General features: G+C 74.0%; 7 protein-coding genes. All 7 read left to right on the plus strand.

The features are described from left to right. Positions 1 to 15: 15 nt before the first annotated feature. The 7 genes from ACZ7GX_RS16240 (at position 16) to ACZ7GX_RS16270 (ending at position 19,257) form a co-directional block, all read left to right on the plus strand. On the plus strand, positions 16 to 501 hold the full coding sequence (locus tag ACZ7GX_RS16240) for a hypothetical protein (RefSeq protein ID WP_498777298.1): 486 nt from the start codon (positions 16 to 18) through the stop codon (positions 499 to 501). Positions 502 to 866: 365 nt separating this feature from the next. Further along, complete coding sequence (locus ACZ7GX_RS16245; RefSeq protein ID WP_498777299.1) at positions 867 to 6,734, plus strand: RHS repeat domain-containing protein; 5,868 nt, start codon at positions 867 to 869, stop codon at positions 6,732 to 6,734. Between the two features lie 59 nt (positions 6,735 to 6,793). Then, positions 6,794 to 15,241 carry a proprotein convertase P-domain-containing protein gene (locus tag ACZ7GX_RS16250; RefSeq protein WP_498777300.1) on the plus strand — a complete coding sequence of 2,816 codons (8,448 nt, stop codon included), beginning with the start codon at positions 6,794 to 6,796 and terminating at the stop codon, positions 15,239 to 15,241. A gap of 246 nt (positions 15,242 to 15,487) precedes the next feature. After that, positions 15,488 to 16,672, plus strand: coding sequence for an NAD(P)/FAD-dependent oxidoreductase (locus ACZ7GX_RS16255; protein WP_498777301.1), 1,185 nt, complete (start codon positions 15,488 to 15,490; stop codon positions 16,670 to 16,672). After that, entirely contained in the window at positions 16,672 to 16,929 is a 258-nt protein-coding gene (locus ACZ7GX_RS16260) for a (2Fe-2S)-binding protein (RefSeq protein WP_498777304.1), read from the plus strand. Before ACZ7GX_RS16255 ends, ACZ7GX_RS16260 begins: the two co-directional genes overlap by 1 nt. Then, positions 16,922 to 18,328 (plus strand): FAD/NAD(P)-dependent oxidoreductase, encoded by a 1,407-nt coding sequence (locus tag ACZ7GX_RS16265; protein ID WP_498777306.1) that lies wholly within the window; start codon positions 16,922 to 16,924, stop codon positions 18,326 to 18,328. Before ACZ7GX_RS16260 ends, ACZ7GX_RS16265 begins: the two co-directional genes overlap by 8 nt. Beyond that, positions 18,325 to 19,257, plus strand: coding sequence for a dihydrodipicolinate synthase family protein (locus ACZ7GX_RS16270; protein WP_498777308.1), 933 nt, complete (start codon positions 18,325 to 18,327; stop codon positions 19,255 to 19,257). The genes ACZ7GX_RS16265 and ACZ7GX_RS16270 overlap by 4 nt, the downstream gene beginning before the upstream one ends. Position 19,258: the final 1 nt, after the last annotated feature.

Genomic DNA, 19,258 nt, shown 5'->3' on the forward strand with positions numbered 1-19,258 from the left:
ATGAGGAGGAGTCCGGTGGACGACGTACTGCGGCACGCCCGCGCGGCGTACGGGGACTTGGGGAAGCCGGACTACTCGTTCTTCCAGCGCGCCCGTGAGAACAACCCCTGGGCCGGCCTGCTGAAGTCCCTGTCCGCCCGGTTCAAGCTCGAGGACTGGACGGACTGGGAGGACGGCGTCGGATTCTCCTACACCGTGCGCAGCCGGGCGGACTCCAACCGGTCCTGGAGCCTGTGGCTGTCGGCCGTCGGGCCGTACGCGTTGTTGTGCGCCAACGTGGCCGAGACCCTGCGGCGGCAGGACGTGATCACGTTCGCGGACGAGGCGGACCCCGACCCGGCGGATCTGGTGCGCGAGCTGCACGCGGCGAGCCTCACCCTGCTCACGGCCGACGAGGTGGAGACGACCGTCGACTTCACCTCGTTCGAGGGCAAGTACCCCGCTTCGACCTTCGTCCTGCTGTTCGGCGAGGAAGACGTGCCTTGGTGGCCCGAGGAGTGACCGCTGGGCGCGCTTGCCGGGTCGGATGTCGGGGCTGGTCGGGCGTTACCGCGACCAGTCAGGCCAAGGGCGGAGGACGCGCCGGCGCTGAAAGGCGTCGGAATGGGCCAAAGGGCTCAGCCACCGGCCGCGCGGGATGCGGAGAGGCTCCCTCCTGTGCACTGGCGGGTGGGGCCTCTTGAGGCCACGCCGTCGTGGTGAGCGGTGCGTTCCAAGAAGGTCGGACGGGCGGTCGCGCGAGGTGGCCGCCCGTTCCGCTGTTCGGATTCGTTCGACCCCGTGCGAACACCTCGCCGAACACGGTGCGCGGGACCCAGGCTGGCGGCGGTGCCGGGTTGGCCGGTGGGCGGCTGAGGAGAGCTCGCATGGGTGCAGCGTGGAGACGTCTGGTGGCGCGGGGTGCGGCGTTGGCGGTTGGTGGGGCGCTCCTGGTCGTGCCGCCCGCGGTCGCGGGGCCGGAGGGGTGGGGTGAGCTGCCCGGCGCGCGGTCGGTGGCGGGGAAGGTGGCCGGCAACGCGCCGGTGCCCGGGTTGGCGGTCGACGCCGCGGCGGTGACGAAGGCGCCCGAGCAGCAGGTCGCCGCCACGGCACGTGGTGGGGCGGTCGAGGTCGTCGAGCAGGGCGGGCAGGGGGTGTTGTTCCGGGTCGCGCGCGCCGGAGCACCCGTGTCGGTCGAGTTGGACTACGCCGGGATGCGGCACGCGTTCGGCGGGGACTACGCGTCACGGCTGCGGGTCGTGGACGTGGCCACCGGGGAGGTCGTGCCCGCCCGCAACGACGTCGAGGCGGGCAAGGTCCACGTCGAGGTCGCGGGCGGCAGGGCCGGGGGGTGGACGGCCGGGCCCGACGGGACCCGGGTCGCACCGACGCGCAGCGCCACCTACGCGCTCACCGCCGGCACGTCGGGTGAATCGGGCAGCTTCTCGCCCACCTCGCTGGCGCCGTCGGCGACCTGGGCGGTGGGCGTGCAGTCCGGTGACTTCTCCTGGAACCACCCGATCGAGGTGCCGCCCGCGCCCGGCCCGACGCCGCAGGTCGCGTTGTCCTACTCCTCCGGCGTGGTGGACGGGCGGACCGCCTCCACGAACAACCAGGCCTCCTGGCTCGGCGAGGGCTTCTCCTACGAACCCGGCTTCATCGAGCGCACCTACGAACCCTGCGCGGAGGACGGCGAACCCGGCAAGGGCGACCTGTGCTGGGACCGGCAGGCCGCGCACATCGTGCTGCCCGGACTCACCGGCGAGCTGGTCTGGGACGCCGGCCGCGACCACTGGCGCGCGGCCAACGACGAGGGCTGGCGGGTCGAGCTGCGCACCGGCGCGGCCAACGGCGACGACGACGGCGAGCACTGGCTGGTCACCGGCCCGGACGGCACGCGGTACTCGTTCGGCTCCGCCGGCGCGGCCGAGTCGGTCTGGACGGCGCCGGTGTTCGGCAACGACGCGGGCGAGCCGTGCCACGGACCGTCGTTCGACACCTCGTGGTGCCGGCAGGCCTACCGGTGGAACCTCGACCTGATCACCGACACCCACGGCGACCAGGTCTCCTACCACTACGACACCGAGGTCAACCACTACGGCCGCGCCGGGGTCGCGGGCAACGCCACGCCGTACGTGCGCGCCGGGCACCTGACCCGCATCGACTACGGCCACCGCGCCGGCACCGAGCCCACCGCCCGCGTGGTGTTCACCGGCGCGCCGCGCTGCATCCCCGGTTCGGCCTGCCAACCGTCCAGGCCGGCCGACTGGCCGGACACCCCGTGGGACCTCGCCTGCGCGGGCGGCGGGTGCGCGGTCGCGGGACCGAGCTTCTGGGGCACGACCAGGCTGGCGTCGATCACCACGCAGGTGCGGTCGGGCGACGGGTTCGCCGACGTGGACTCCTGGCGGCTCGACCACGTCTTCCCGGCCACCGCGGACCACACCAGCCCGACGCTGTGGCTGCGCGCCCTCACCCGTACCGGCCACGTCGGCGGCACGGCCACCATGCCGCCGCTGCTGTTCGACGGCGTGCGCCTGCCCAACCGCGTCCCAGTCGGCAACGACCTGGAACCGATGAACAAGTGGCGCCTCTCCCGCGTGCACAACGAGACCGGCGGCTCGACCGAGGTCACCTACCTGGACGATCCGTGCGACCCCGGGTCCCTGCCGCGCCAGGACGTGAACGCCGAGAAGTGCTTCCCGTCCTTCTGGCTGCCCACGGGCCTGTCCTCGCCGCAACTGGGGTGGTTCGCCAAGTACGTGGTGGGGGAGGTCGCCGAGGTGGACCGGGTCGGCGGCGCGCCGCACGCGGTCACCCGGTACGAGTACGTGGACGAGGGCGCGGCCTGGCACTACGACGCCGCCGAGCTGGTGCCGGACCGGTTCAAGACCTGGGGCGCGTGGCGCGGCTTCCAGAAGGTGCGCGTGTCCACCGGCGGCGCGGACGGCCCGCGCACGCTGACCGAGCACCTGTTCCTGCGCGGCATGGACGGTGACGTGCTGCTGGACGGCGGCACGCGTGACGTGAAGGTCCAGGACTCGCAGGGCAAGCAGCTCGAGGACGTGCCGGGCTACGCCGGGTTCGCCCGGGAGACCGTGGTCCGCGACGCCGTCACCGGCGCCGAGGTCTCCGCGCGCTTCCAGCAGCCGTGGCTGTCCGAGCCGACCGCCGTGCGGCAGCGGCAGAACGGTCCGCTGGAGGCCCGCATCCTCAAGGTCGACTCGGTGCAGACCCGCACCCCGCTGCCCGGCGGCGGCTCGCGGATGTCGGAGACCACCACCAGCCACGACGGCTACGGCACCGTGACCAAGGTCCACGACCTGGGCGACGTGGCCGTGCCCGACGACGACCTGTGCACCGTCACCGGCTACGCCCGCAACACCGATGCGTGGATCGTCGACCGGCCCAACCGGGTGACCACGGCGAGCGTGCCGTGCGACGACCAGCCGACGCAGGTGTTCGCGCCCGCCGACGTGATCTCCGACGAGCGCACCGCCTACGACGGCGCGGACAGCACCGACACCCCGCCCACCAAGGGCGACGTCACCCGCACCGAGGAACTGGCGTCGTGGGACGGCGACCGACCGGTGTACGTGACCACGTCCCGCGCCACCCACGACGCGCACGGCCGCGTGGTCACCGCGGACAACGCCACGGGCTCCCGCACCACGACGACGTACACGCCCGCGACCGGCGGTCCGGTCGCCGCGGTGACCACGACGAACGCGTTGGGCCACACCGGCGCCGAGGAGCTGGAGCCCTACCGCGGCCGGGTCGTCGCGACCACCGACGCCAACGGCCGCCGCGGCGAGCAGACCTACGACCCGCTCGGCCGGCTCACCGCCGCGTGGCGACCGGGCCGCCCGAGCACCGAGCCGCCGACCGCCCGCTACGAGTACCTGGTCCGCGCCGACGCGCCCTCGGTGGTCACCACGCACCGGTTGCTGGGCTCCGGCCAGTACCTGACCAGCCACACGCTGCACGACGGCCTGCTGCGCGAGCGGCAGACGCAGCAGCCCTCCCCGGCCGGCGGCCGGATCGTCACCGACACGCTGTACGACAGCCACGGCCGGGTTGCCAAGACCAACGCCGCCTACCACAACCCCGAGGAGCCGGGCACGTCGCTGCTGGTCGTCGCGGACGCCGACGTGCCGTCGCAGGAGGCCGTCGAGCACGACGGCGCGGGCCGCACGGCCGCCGAGGTGCTGCGGTCCTACGGCGTGGAGCGGCACCGCACGACCTACCGCCACGAGGGCGACCGGGTCAGCGTCGACCCGCCCGCGGGCGGCACGCCCACCACGAGCGTCACCGACGTGCGCGGCCGGTTGGTGGAGCTGCGCCAGTACACCGGCGACGGACCCGACGGCGAGCACCACACCACCCGCTACGGCTACACGAAGGCAGGCAAGCGGTCGTCGGTGACCGACGCGGCGGGCAACACCTGGCGCTTCGAGCACGACCTGCGCGGCAGGCAGGTGCGGGTGGACGACCCGGACAAGGGCGTCGCCACCAGCACGTACGACGACGAGGACCGGCTGACGAGCGTCACCGACGCCCGCGGCGTCACCCTCACCCACACCTACGACGCGCTGGGACGCCGCACCGGCGTGTCCGAGGGGACGGACCGGCGCGCCGAGTGGACCTTCGACGCGCTGCCCGGCGGCATCGGGGAACCGGCCGCCGCGATCCGGCACACCGACGGCGCGGCGTACCGCACCGAGGTCACCGGCTACGACGCGCTCGGCCTGCCCACCGGCACGGCCGTCACCGTCCCCGCCCGCGAGGGCGCGCTGGCCGGCCGTTACGAGGTCACCGAGACGCGCGACCAGGCGGGCGCGCTCGTCAGCACCGGCCTGCCCGCGGTCGGGGACCTCCCCGCCGAGACCGTGACCACCGGCTACACCGCGCTGGGCCAGGCCGACACGCTCGGCTCCGACCTCGCGCCCTACGTCACGGCGACCGGCTACACGGCCGTGGGCGGGCTGGGCCACCGCATCCTCGGCGACCGGGTCATGCGCTCCTACGCCTACGACGACGCCACCCGCAGGCTCACCGGCCTGAAGACCGAACTGGAGACCGGCGAGGTCGCCGTCGACCTGGCCCTGGGCCACGACCCGGCGGGCAACATCGTCTCCAGCGCCGACGCCGCCTCCGGCGACACCCAGTGCTTCCGCGGCGACGCGCTGCGCCGCCTGGTGGAGGCGTGGACCACGACCGCCGACTGCGCGGCCGGGCCGAGCACCGCCGCGCTGGGCGGCCCCGCGCCGTACTGGCACACGTACGGCTACGACGCGGCGGGAAACCGCACCCGCGAGCAGCACCACGCCGAGAGCGGCGACACGACCCGCGACTACGCCTACCCGGCGGTCGGGCAGGCCGGGCCGCACCGCGTCACCTCGGTGACCACCGGGTCCGTTGTGGACGGTTACACCTACGACGCGGCGGGCAACACCGTCGGCCGCCCCGGGCAGGTCCTGGCCTGGAACGCCGAGGGCAGGCTCGCCCGGGTCGACGCGGGCGGGCAGGTCACCACCTTCGAGTACGACGCGGACGGCGACCGGCTGCTGCGCCACGACCCGGAGGCCGACACCCTCTACCTCGGCGACACCGAGGTGCGCCTGGACCGCGCCACCGGGGCGCTCACCGCCACCCGGCACTACGGCGTGGACGGCACCGTCCTCGCGGTGCGCACCGGCGCGGGCCTGAGCTGGCTCGTCGACGACCACGCCGGCACGGCGGGCACCGCGATCGCCGCGGCCGACCTGGCCGTCACGACCCGCCGCCGGCTGCCCTACGGCGCGCCGCGCGGCACGACGCCGGCGTGGCCGAGCGAGCAGGGCTTCGTCGGCGGCACGAACGACGCCTCCACCGGCCTGGTCCACCTCGGCGCACGCGAGTACGACCCGGCGATCGGCGCGTTCGCCTCGGCCGACCCCATCCTCAACGCCGAGGACCCGCAGCAGCTGCAGGGTTACGCCTACGCGGGCAACTCGCCGGTCAGCCACGCCGACCCCACCGGTCTCACCGCGCGGCTCCTGGTCGGGTCGTGGACCGAGCCGATCACGTGGGACAGCGGGCTCACCGGGTTCCGCTGGAGCGACGACGTGGCCGGACCGGGCCTGCTCCACACCCCGCACCCGACCGCGGACGCGCGCGACGTGTTGGGCGGCGGTGACACCGGCGAGATCATCAAGGCGATCCTGGAGAACCGCGGCGGCTGGTCGCCGAAGGTCCCGCCCGGCTACCAGACGCCGCCGTCGAGCGGGAGCCTGCCGCCGATCCCGACCACGCCCGGACCGACGAGGCCCACCACGCCGGACGGCTACCCGGTGCACAGCCCGGGCGAGGGCTCGTGGCGGGTGGACTGCCGGACCTCGGGCGCCGTGCGCACGTGCCACTACACCCCGATCAAGTCGCCGTCCACGTCCTTCGGCGGCGGGTACGAGATCGGCACCGGCTGGGGAGGCGGCAGCGCCCCGTACGGGCGGGTGGGCGACGACTACGAGATCGGCGAGTTCGACTACGTGGCCTGGGACGTCGAGGAGCGCGAGTACTGGGAGTACGACCGGTGCAAGCCGTGGAACCCGTGCGACACCAAGCCCGGCAAGGTCGAGGGCTACAGCCCGCCCGGCCTCTACACGTCCAAGAGCGGCTCCAAGACCAACAGCAAGGCCGGCAGCGCCCACTCGTCCAAGAGCAAGTCGACCAAGACCAAGAGCAGCTCGAAGAGCTCCACCAAGAAGAAGAAGTGAGGGCTCCGGCGATGGCCTTCGGCACCGGTGCGCCCCGACTTCGTACACGCTCGGCCGAGGTGACCGGCGGGGCACGGCGCGACGACGGCCGACCTCGCACGCGCGCGGTCGTCGCGGTGGCCGTGCTGCTGCTGACCTGCGTCACCGGTGCGGTCCGCCCCGAAGCGCCGCGGGCGGAGGCCGCCGCGGCGGCCTCCGCCGAGGAATCGGCCTCCGCGAAGGCGCGCGCGACCGGCGAGCCGGTCGAGGTCGACGCCCTGGGCACGGAGAACGTGGAGGTCGTCGCCAACCCCGAGGGGCACTTCACCGCGACCACCTACGACCAGCCGGTCCGGGCGCGCACGGCGACCGGCTGGGCGCCGATCGACACCACGCTGGTCACCCGGCCGGACGGGACGGTCGGGCCGAAGGTCGCGGCGGTGCCGGTCGCGTTCTCCGGCGGCGGCTCGGCGCCGCTGGCCAGGACCGGCGCGGGCGAGGACGTCACCGGGCTGGACTGGGCCGCGCCGCTGCCGCCGCCCGTGCTCGACGGCCCCGCCGCCACCTACCGCGACCTCCTGCCCGGTGTCGACCTCGTCCTCACCGCCACGCCCACCGGGTTCTCCGAAGCGGTGGTCGTGCGCGACCCGGCGGCCGCGCGCGACCCGCGGTTGTCGGCGCTGAGGTTCGGCCTGCACGGCGGGGGCGCGCCCGCCGCCACGGCGGTGGCCGCCGAGGAGACCACCCCCGAACCCGCGACGGGCGGGCAGGCCTGGAAGTCGGCCGGGGACACCACCGCGCCCGCGCGGTGGGACGTCACCGACGACGCCGTCACCCTGCGCCCGGACGCGGCCCTGCTCTCCGACCCGGCCACGACCTACCCGCTGTCGATGGCCGGCCCGGACTGGGGCCGCAACCGGCACTGGATGCTGTTGTCCCACAACGCCACCACCGGCGCGAAGGCGGCGTACTGGGACTCCTCGCACCTCGCGCGGGTCGGTCGCGTCCGGGGCGACGACACCCGCTGGCGGTCGTACTTCGAGATGGACACCGCCTGGCTCGCGGGCAAGCGGATCAGGACGGCGACCTTCCGGATCTTCGAGTGGTGGGCCGAGTCCTGCCAACCGCAGCCGGTGGAGCTGTGGCACATCGGCGCGATCAGCCCCACCACGACCTGGGGCGACGCGACCCCGTTCCACCGCAAGGCCGCCGAGGTGGCCACCGCCCACGGCTACGACGCCGGGTGCGAGCACCAGTCGATCGGGTTCGACGTCAAGGACCTGATGGCCGAGGCCGCCGAGAACCGGTGGCCCACCACCACGCTGGCGCTCAAGGCCCGCGAGGACGCGACCTCCTACGCCGCCAAGGAGTTCCTCAACCGCCCCGTGCCCGAGCTGGACCTGGGTGACGAGAACTCCCCGGTGCTGGCCATCACCGCGGACTACAACACCGTGCCCGACCGCCCGACCGACGTGACCGTGGCGGGCAAGCGCTGCACGGGAGCCGACCCCGTGGTGGTGAACACGACCACACCGGAGTTCGCCGCCGCGGTCGCCGACGCGGACACCACGCCAGGCCAGCAGATCCGCGCGGTCTACCGGTGGTGGGAGGGCGACGGCGCCACGCCGTCGGACGTCGCGAGCGTGGCCGCTCCCTACAGCGGTCCGGGCGTGAGCAAGGCCGTCGTGCCCCTGGACAAGGCGCTGCGCCACGGCGCCACCTACACCCTCGGGACCGTGGTCGACGACAGGATCGACAGCAGCGACGGGCAGTCGTCGTGCCGGTTCACCGTGGACACGGTCAAACCCGCCGCGCCGCCCGCGGTCTCGTCGGCGCAGTTCCCGCCGAAGCCCGCGCCGGGCCCGCCGGTCTTCACCACGGGACAGCTGACGTTCGACGCGGGCGGCGACCCGGACGTGGTCGCCTTCGTGTACGGCATCGGGTACAGCTCGGCCGTGGCGAACACCCCCGTCGACGCGGCCGCGCCGGGCGGCCGCGCCACCGTCCCGTTCACCCCCGACGTCCCGGCCACGTCGTCGTTCAAGTCCTACGTGGTCTCGGTGAAGGCCGTCGACCGGGCGGGCAACAGGTCCGACAGGACCACCACCTACCAGTTCATGGTCGGCACCGCCACCACGACTGGCACCGCCTACGGGAACTGGAGGGCGGACTCGGTGTCCGGCGGCAAGCTGGTCGACACCAAGGAGCTGGCCGGGCAGCCGACGTTCGACGCCACGATCTCCGGCGCCGTCACGTCCACGAAGGACCGCGCCGACAAGCTCGCCGCCGCCGTGCGCCTCGACGGCACGTCGGCGCACGCCGTGACCGCCGCGCCGGTGGCGCCGCGGACCGCCGAGGGCACGTTCGCCAGCTTCACCGCCGCGGCCTGGGTGAAGCTGGACCGGGCGCAGGACTGGGCGGCGGCGATCAGCCAGGACGGCGTCCGGCACAGCGGGTTCGCCCTGAAGTACAACCACTACCCGCGGTCGTGGCAGTTCGACATGGAGGGCTCGGACACCGCCGAGCGGACCACCGCGACCGCCACGTCGCTCGCCGCGCCGCAACTGGGGGTGTGGACGCACCTCGCGGGGGTCTACGACCACGCCGCGGGCACGATCTCGCTGTACGTCAACGGGCAGCTCGCCGCGCGAACCGCGTTCCGCAGCACCTGGTACGCCGCCGGTCCCACCGCGCTGGGCCGGGCCCGCTACGACGGCGAGGCGAACGACTTCTGGCCGGGCGACCTCGACGAGCTGCAACTGCTGCCGTGGGCCGCGTCGGCGTTCGAGGTGCGGCAGCGGATGGCGGGCCAGGCACTGGGCCCGACCGCGAAGTGGGCCCTGGACGAGGGTTCCGGCCCGACCGCCGCGGACCGCGACAGCGGCCACGTGCTGGCGTTGCAGGGCGGCGCGTCGTGGGCGCCGGACCGGACCGGCAAGTCCTCGCTGCGCTTCGACGGCCGCGACGGGCACGCCTACGCGGGCGGTCCGATCGCCGCGCGCTCGCCCGAGGGCACGTTCGACAGCTTCACCGCCTCGGCGTGGGTCAAGCTCGACGATCCGGCGGACTGGGCGTGGGCGGTCAGCCAGGACGGCGTCCGCGACAGCGGTTTCGTCCTGGGCTACTCGCAGTACCCGCGCGGCTGGAGCTTCGGCATGAGCGCCGTCGACGCGGACGGCGGCGGGGGCGACGGCTACGTGATCGCACCGGCCGCGCCGCAGCTCGGGGTGTGGACGCACCTGACCGGGGTCTACGACCACGCCGCCGGCGCCCTCACGCTGTACGTCAACGGCAGGCAGGCGGCGTCCAAGCCGCACCGCAGCACCTGGTACGCCGGTGGCGCGCTGCAGGTGGGCCGCGCGAAGAACGACGGCTGGCAGACCGACTTCTGGCCCGGGCAGGTCGACGACGTGCGGGTCGTGCCCGGCGTCCTGACCGCGGGTGCCGTCCTGACCCTCGCGCAAGCGCCCGCGGTGATCAAGCAGGGCGGCAAGTGGGCCCTCGACGACAGCACGGCCGACGCGACCGGCAACGGCCACGCCCTCGCGCTGTGGCCGGGCGCGTCCTGGACCTCCGGCCGGCGTGCGGGCGGCAGCGGCCTGCGCTTCGACGGCACGGCCGGGCACGCCTACACGGCCGGGCCCGTGATCAGCACGGACGCGAGCTTCACCGCGTCCGCCTGGGTGAAGCTGGACGCCCTCGACCGCCACCAGACCGTGATCAGCCAGGACGGCGCCCACGGCAGCGGCTTCCGCCTGCACTACGACAAGGACGCCAAGGCCTGGTCGTTCACGGTCGCGGGCGACACCGCGGCGGGCGGAACGACGCCCGACGGCGCGGTCCGGGCCACGACCGAGCTCAGGCTGGGGGAGTGGACGCACGTCGCCGGTGTCCACCACGCCGCCCTCGACCAGCTCCAGATCTTCGTCAACGGCAGGCTCCAGCGCACCGCGCCCTACGTCGGCGGCTTCCGCTCCGACCGGGGCCTGGTGGTCGGCCGGGCGCAGGGCGTGGCCGGCTCCGTCGACCACCTGTCGGGCACCGTCGACGACGTGGAGGTGAGCGACACGGCCGCCACGCCGACCCAGGTGTTCGGGCTCACCGGCCTCGGCGTGCCGGTCGCGTACAACAACTCGCCCACGGCCGTCGCGGACCTGGCGACCGCGGAGAGCGCCGTCACGGTCCTCGGCCTGACGCCGGACGTGGTGAGCACGCTGGAGGTGACGGTCAAGCTCAAGCACACCTACCTGGGCGACCTGGTGCTGCGCCTGATCTCCCCGGACGGCACCGAGTACCTGCTCGAAGACCTCACCGGCGCCGGCGACGTGGACGACTTCGACAAGACCTACCCGCTCAACGCCTCCGGTGAGATCGTCAACGGCGCGTGGAAGCTGCGCGTCGAGGACAAGACCCTCGGTGACACCGGCTCGATCACCAGCTGGGGCTTGCGCGCGCCCGTGAGCGACGACCCCGCCTACTCCGCGCCGTGGCGGCGGATCAACGGCACCGGGTTCGCGGTCGGCAACAACACCACGACCGAGCGCTCGGTGACCGTGTCCGACATCCCCGGCAACGCGCCGACCAACCTCAACGTCACGATCGACAAGACCTACTCCTCGGCCTCGGACACCAAGCTCAGCCTGATCTCGCCGGACGGCAAGGAGCACGTGCTGCACGACCCGGCGGCACCCTCGCCGCCCGTGCCCGCCAACCCGTGCGGCCCGTACGTCGACCCGTACGGCCTCAAGAGCCACTTCGTGGTGAACGTGATGAGCGCGCCCGCGAACGGCGTGTGGAAACTGCGGTTCAAGCACACCAGCGCCACGGGTGCGCCCACCGTCACCGCGTGGCAGCTGTGGTCGCCGATCAACCTCCGGGCCTCGACCTCCGCGCCGAACACGAAGTTCGCCAACGCCACCGACACGCCGATCGAGAACTGGCAGACGACCAGTGCCGCCCACGCCTGCGGCCTGCCCGGCACGGCGGCCAACGACGTGCGCGTCGCGGTCGACGTCCGGCACCCCAACCGGGGCGACCTGAAGCTGGAGCTCCTCGCGCCGGACGGCGCGGCGACCTACCTGCTGGAGGACTTCGCCGACGACGACACCGGCGACAACGTGCTCAAGACCTACACCGTGGCGGGTTCCGCCCAGCTGCCCAACGGGCACTGGACCCTGCGGATCACCGACAACCGCAACGACTGGGTCGCCCACCTCAACGAGTGGAGCGTGCAGGTGCTGCCCAGCGCGCAGTCGACGCTGCCCGCCGGGTGGAAGGCGGAGAACACCGCGGACGTGCCGATCGTCGACGACGGCTGGAGCGAGTCGCCGGTCACCGTCACCGGGCTGACCGGGATGGCGCCCGCGGTGTGGCGGGTCGACGTCGCGATCAGGCACACCCACCGCGGCGACCTGGCGCTGTACCTGGAAGCGCCGGACGGCACCGGGTACCTGCTGGAAGACCTCACCACCACCGAGGACGCCGACGACCACGCCAAGACCTACCACGTCAACGCCTACGGCGAGATCGCGAACGGGGTGTGGAAGCTCAAGGTCCGCGACGCGGTGTGGGGCGACACCGGTTTCATCGACTCCTGGGGCCTGTCACCGCCCTCGTTCGGCGGCGCGAACACCGACGTGCGGGTGCCCGTGGCCGACCTCCAGACCGCGGAAAGCCCGCTGACCGTGACCGGGGTGACCGGCGCCGTGCTTAACGGCGTGCACGTCCGCGCGACCGTCACGCACCCCAAGCCCGAGCAGCTGGTCGTCACGCTGGTAGCGCCGGACGGGACCACGACGTTCCCGCTGCACGACCGCAAACCCGTGCTGCCCAAGGCGTTCCGGCTCGACGCGTCGGCCGTCGCGTTCGCCGGCACGTGGAAGCTGCGCGTGCAGGACGCGGTGACCGGCGAGGCGGGGTCGATCGACTCGTGGGGTCTCGCGCTGGCGCCGGCCGTGGCGTGGCCGGAACAGCGCGGGACGGCGTTCAAGGTCGACGGCACTACCTCCGGCGTGATCGCCACGGGGTCCAAACGGGTCACCGGGATACCGGGCAACGCCCCGCTCGACCTGCGGTTGTCGTTGGACACGTCGTACTACTGGGTGAGTGAGTTGAAGATCGCGTTGGTCGCGCCGGATGGCACGTCGTACACGGTGCACGATCGGGGTGCGGTGTTGGCGCGGACGTTCACGGTGGACGCTTCGGCGGAGGTGGCCAACGGGGTGTGGAAGTTGTCGGTGCAGCGCAACAGTTCCAGCGGCACGGTGGACGTCACCGGGTGGAGCCTGTGGTCCCCGGTCAACCAGCAGGCCACCGCGCCCGGACCGAGGACGAAGTTCGCCAACGGCGACGACAGGGCCCTCGTCGACGACGGCTGGTCGTCGACGAGCAGTTACGCCGAGGTCTTCGGCATCACCGGCGCCGCAGCCAACGACGTGCGCGTGACCGTGGACGTCAAGCACCCCAACCGCGGCGACCTGAAGCTCCAGCTGCGCGCACCCGGCGCGGCGGCGACCTACCTGCTGGAGGACGTGCCCGACGGCGACACCGGCGACGACGTGTTCACCACCTACACCGTGCCGGGCGTCGCGCAGATCGCCAACGGCTCGTGGGAACTCCTCGTCACCGACACCAGGACCGGCAACACCGGGACCGTCGACGGCTGGAGCCTCCAGGTGTTGCCCAGCCCCCAGGTCGTGCTGCCCGCGGACTGGCGCGTCGAGAACGGCGCCGACACCCCGATCGCCGACTACGCCACCGTCGAGTCGCCGATCACCGTCACCGGGCTGACCGGGATGGCGCCGAAGGACTGGCAGGTCGCGGTGGCGCTGAGCCACACCTACCGGGGCGACCTGGCGTTGCACCTGGTCGCCCCGGACGGCACGGCCTACGCGTTGGAGGACTTCACCGGCACGGGCGACGCGGAAGCGCTGGTCAAGACCTACACGGTCAACGCCTCCGGCGAAGCCGCCAACGGCACGTGGAAGCTGCGGGTCCGCGACGGCGTGTGGGGCGACACCGGCCACCTCGACTCCTGGAGCCTGGCCGCCGCACCCGCCGGCACGCCCGTGCCGGCCGTCGCGTGGCCCAAGGTGTCCGGTGCGGCGTTCAAGGTCGACGGCACCACCACGGGCGCGACCGGGACCGCTTCGGTCCGGGTGGCGGGGACACCGGGCAACGCCCCGTCCGACCTGCGGTTGTCGTTGGACACGTCGTACTACTGGGTGAGTGAGTTGAAGATCGCGTTGGTCGCGCCGGATGGTACGTCGTACACGGTGCACGATCGGGGTGCGGTGTTGGCGCGGACGTTCACGGTGGACGCTTCGGCGGAGGTGGCCAACGGGGTGTGGAAGTTGTCGGTGCAGCGCAACAGTTCCAGCGGCACGGTGGACGTCACCGGGTGGAGCCTGTGGTCCCCGGTGAACCAGGTGCCGACCGCGCCGGGTCCGCAGACGAAGTTCGCCAACGGCGCGGACGTGGCGCTGCCCGACGACGGCTGGACCACGGCGGAGAGCGCCGTGCAGGTCGCCGGCGTCACCGGCACCGCACCGGCGAACCTGCGCGTCTCGGTCGACGTCAAGCACCCCAACCGCGGCGACCTCGTGCTGCACCTGGTCGCCCCGGACGGCACCGCCTACCTGCTCGAGGACTTCGTCAACGCCGACACCGGCGACAACGTGTTCAAGAACTACGTGGTCAACGGCTCGGCCGAGACCGCCAACGGCTCCTGGCGGCTGCGCGTGCTCGACGGGGTGTCGGGCAACGCGGGCACGATCGACGGCTGGAGCCTGCACCTGGCCGGCCTGACGGCCGTGGCGCCGGGCACGCGGTTCGAGAACACCGCCGACGTGCCGGTGCCGGACAACGGCACGGCGGAGTCGACGGTGTCGATCGCGGGCATCACCGGCGCGGTGCCGCCGGGGCTGCGGGTCGGGGTGGTGGTCCGGCACGCCCAGCAGGGCGACCTGAAGCTGGACCTGGTGGCTCCCGACGGCACGGTGTACCCGCTCGAAGACCTCACCGGCACCGGCGACGCGGACGACGTGGTCGAGGACTACGGCGTCAACGCCTCCGCAGAACCGGCCAACGGCACGTGGCGGCTGCGCGTGGCCGACACCGCGCTGGGCGACGTCGGGGTGATCGACTCGTGGAGCCTCACGTTCCCCGCGCCGACCAAGTACCACAACCCCCGCGACGTCGCGATCGCCGACAACGGCTCACCGGCCACGAGCGTGATCGCGGTCGACGGTCGGACCGGCGCCGCGCCGGCGGACCTGCGCGTCGTGGTGAGCGTCAAGCACCCCAACCGCGGCGACCTCGTGCTGCACCTGGTCGCCCCGGACGGCACCGCCTACCCGTTGGAGGACGTCCCGGACGGCGACACCGGCGACGACGTGCGGCAGACGTACTGGGTGGACGCCTCGGCCGAGCCCGCCGACGGGGGGTGGGCGTTGCGGGTGAGGGACGTGGTGACGGGCAACAGCGGCGGCCTGATCGACGCCTGGAGCCTCCAGTTCGGTGCGGGGTGATCCTCCGACCGGGGCGATCCCTCCCGCTGCCGCCGGGGGTGTGATCCGTCGTCGGTCGGCCCGGGCGGGCTCTCGTCCGGGCCGACCGGCTCATCCGCACCGGGTACCGCTGTCCCGTCCGGAGCACCTGCCCGCGCCCGTGCGCCGAATCCCGGGGTGCAATGTCACCGCGGGGAGGTCACGTGATCCCGGGCCCGAAACCTGCGGCCCTTTCCAACTCGCTGCACCATGTGACATGGTACCGGCGTGTCCACTCCTCTCCGAGTAGTCGTGGTGGGTGCGGGCATCATCGGCTCGGCGATCGCCCGGGCACTGGCCCGCGAGGACTGCGCGGTCACCGTGGTCGACCGCGGTGCCAGTGCGGGCGGGACGTCCGCCGGCGGTGAGGGGAACCTGCTCGTCTCCGACAAGGAACCCGGTCCCGAGCTCCGGCTCGCGCAGCGCTCGCTGGCGTCCTGGCTCAGCATCGAGGACGAGTTGCGCGACGAGCTGCCACCCGGGTTCCCCGGCCTGGAGCTGGAGCGCAAGGGCGGCCTCGTCGTCGCCACCACCGAGGCGGGCGCGGTGGCGCTGCGGGAGTTCGCCGACGCCCAGCGCGCCGTCGGGGTCCGGGCCGAGGCGCTCGACGACGACCGCGTCCGCGACCTCGAACCCGACCTCACCCCGAACCGCACCGCCGCCGTGTTCTACCCCGACGACATGCAGGTGCAGCCCGTCGTCGCCACCGAGGCGCTGCTCGCCGCCGCCCGCCGCCACGGCGCCCGGGTGCTCCAGGGCGTCGAGGTCACCGGGCCGGTGCTCGACCGGGGCAGGCTCGTCGGGGTCGACACCACGGACGGCGTGCTGACCGCCGACGCGGTGGTCCTCGCCGCCGGTCCGTGGTCGGGCGCGGTCGCCGAGCGGCTCGGGGTCGTGCTGCCGGTCGCGCCCCGCCGCGGCACCGTGCTGGTGACCTCCCGCATGCCGCAACGCGTGTGGCACAAGGTCTACGACGCCGACTACGTGGGCGCGGTCGGCTCCGGCGCGGCCGACCTCCAGGTCTCCAGCGTGGTCGAGTCGACGGCGGCGGGCACCGTCCTCATCGGCTCCTCCCGCGAGCGGCGCGGGTTCGACGAGCGGATCGAGTCCGGGGTGCTCGCCGCGCTCGCTGCCAAGGCGCTGCTGCTGTTCCCCTTCCTCGCCGACGTCCAGGTCATGCGCGCCTACGGCGGCTTCCGCCCGTTCGTCCCCGACCACCTGCCCGTGATCGGCCCCGACCACCGGCTGCCCGGCCTCTGGCACGCCACCGGTCACGAAGGCGCGGGCATCGGCCTGAGCCTGGCCACCGCCGAGGTCCTCCGCGACCAGGTCCTGCACGGCGCCGACCCCCTGGCCGCCGAGTTCCGCCTGGACCGCCCGGCCCTGCGCCCGCACCTCGAAAGGGCCGCCTGATGACGCAGATCCGCATCGAGGTCGACGGCGCCCCGGTCGAGGGCCTGGCGGGGCAGAGCATCGCCGCGCTGCTGCTCGCCACCGGCCGCACGTCCTGGCGCCGCACCCGCGCGGGCCGCCCGCGCGGCGTGTTCTGCGGCATCGGCACGTGCTTCGACTGCGTCGTCACCGTCAACGGCCTGCGCGACGTGCGGGCCTGCCAACGCCGCGCCGCCGAGGGCGACCGCGTCGAGCTGCAGGAGGACGACCGTGCCTGACGTCGTCGTGGTCGGCGGCGGACCCGCCGGGATGGCCGCCGCGCTCGCCGCCCGCCGCAACGGCGCGAAGCGGGTCGTCCTCCTCGAAGCGGGCGACGACCTCGGCGGCCAGTACTGGCGGCACCTGCCCGCTCGGCGCGCCGACCCCGACGAGGGGACGTGGCACCACGGTTGGCACCGCTTCCTCGACCTGCGCGCCGCCCTGCGGCGCGACCCCGGCTGCGAGGTCGTCACGAACGCCCACGTGTGGTCCGTCGACCGCCGCGACGACCGGCCCCCGCTCGTGCACGTCCTCGTCGGTGAGGTCGACGGGCAGGCCCGAGCGCCGCGCACGTTCGACCCCGGAGCGCTCGTCCTCGCCACCGGCGCGCACGAGCGCACGCTGCCGTTCCCGGGCTGGGACCTGCCCGGCGTCGTCACGGCGGGCGCCGCGCAGGCGCTGGCCAAGGGCGAGCGGGTGGCCGTCGGCCGTCGGGTCCTCGTCGCGGGTTCCGGCCCGTTCCTGCTGCCCGTCGTGGCCGGCCTGACCCGCGTGGGCGCGCGGGTCGTCGGCGTGGTCGAGGCCTCCGGTCCCGCCCGGCTCGCGAAGGGCTGGGGCGCCAGGCCCTGGCGACTGGCGGGCGCCGGCGGCAAGGCCGTCGAGCTGGCCGGCTACCTGCGGGTCCTCGCCGCCCACCGCATCCCCTACCGGCTGGGCGCGGGCGTCGTCGCGGCCCACGGCGCCGACCGGGTCGAGGCCGTCACCATCGCCCGGCTGGGCCCCGACTGGTCGCCGGTGCCCGGCACCGGGCGGCGCGTCGAGGTCGATGCCGTCTGCGTCGGCCACGGCTTCGTCCCGCGCGCGGAACTCGCCACCGCGGCCGGCTGCGCGGTCGGCGCGGACGGCGCCGTCGAGGTCGACGACCGGCAGCGCACGTCCGTGCCCGGCGTCCTCACCGCGGGCGAGCTGACCGGCATCGGCGGCGTCGAGCTGTCCCTGGCCGAGGGCCTGGTGGCCGGGGCGGTCGCCGCCGGGGGAGAACCCGCGCCCGCCGCCCTGCGCCGCCGCGCGGTCTTCCGCGAGTTCGCCACCAGGGTCGACGCCGCCCACGCCATCGGGCCGGGCTGGCGGTCCTGGGTGGACGACGCCACCGTGGTCTGCCGCTGCGAGGACGTCACCGCCGGAGCCCTGCGCCGGGCCGCCGAGTCGACCCGCTCCAGAGGGCTGCGCTCGCTCAAGCTCACCACCCGCGCGGGTCTCGGGCTGTGCCAGGGGCGCACCTGCGGCGCGGCGGTCGAGGACCTGCTCACCGGCGTGCTCGACCCCGGCCGCACCGCCAACCGCCCCGTCGCCGTACCGCTGCGCCTCGGTGAGCTCGCCGACCACAGCCGCACCAGCAACCGAGAGGACGTCCCATGAGTTCCGGACCGGCTTCCCTGCGCGGGGTCATCGTCGCCACCGCCCTGCCGTTCAAGGAGGACCCCTCCGCGCCCTCCGGTCTGGCGGTCGACTACGACCGCTACGCCGAGCACTGCGACTGGCTGATGGCCAACGGCTGCCACGGCATCGGTCCCAACGGCTCGCTCGGTGAGTACTCCGCGCTGACCGACGCCGAGCGCCGCGCGGTCGTCCGGGTCGCCGTGGACGCGGTCGGCGACCGGGGCGTCGTCGTCGCGGGCGTGCACGGCCCCGGCTGGCACCAGGCCAAGCACTGGGCGGAGCTGGCCGCCGAGGACGGTGCGCACGGCGTGCTCGCCCTGCCGCCCACCATGTACCGGGCCGGCCGCGAGCAGGTGATCGAGCACTACACCAGGATCGACGAGGTCGGCCTGCCGATCATGATCTACAACAACCCGATCGACACCAGGGTCGACCTCGTGCCCGACCTGGTCGCGGAGATCGCCGAGCTGCCCAACGTCCGCGCCATCAAGGAGTTCAGCGGCGACGTGCGCCGGCTCTTCGCGATCGCCGAGCTGTGCGACATCGACGTGGTCGTGGGCGCCGACGACGTGCTCTTCGAGCTGATGGCCGACGGCGCCGTCGGCTGGTTCGCGGGCTTCCCCAACGCCCTGCCCGCCGAGTCGGTCGTCCTCTACGAGCACCTGCTCGCCGGCCGCCTCACCGAGGCCAGGGAGCTGTACAAGCACCTCGTCGCGCTGTTCCGCTGGGACTCGCGCACCGAGTTCGTGCAGGCCATCAAGCTCGGCATGGACGAGGTCGGCCGCTACGGCGGACCGTGCCGCCCGCCGCGCGGCCCCCTCACGGCCGAGCAGGCGACGAGGGTGCGCGCGGACCTGGGCCGGGCGGTGGCCGGCATCGAGGCCCTGCGGGTGGCGGGGGTGGCCTGAG

Source organism: Actinosynnema sp. NPDC037264, from assembly GCF_055603705.1.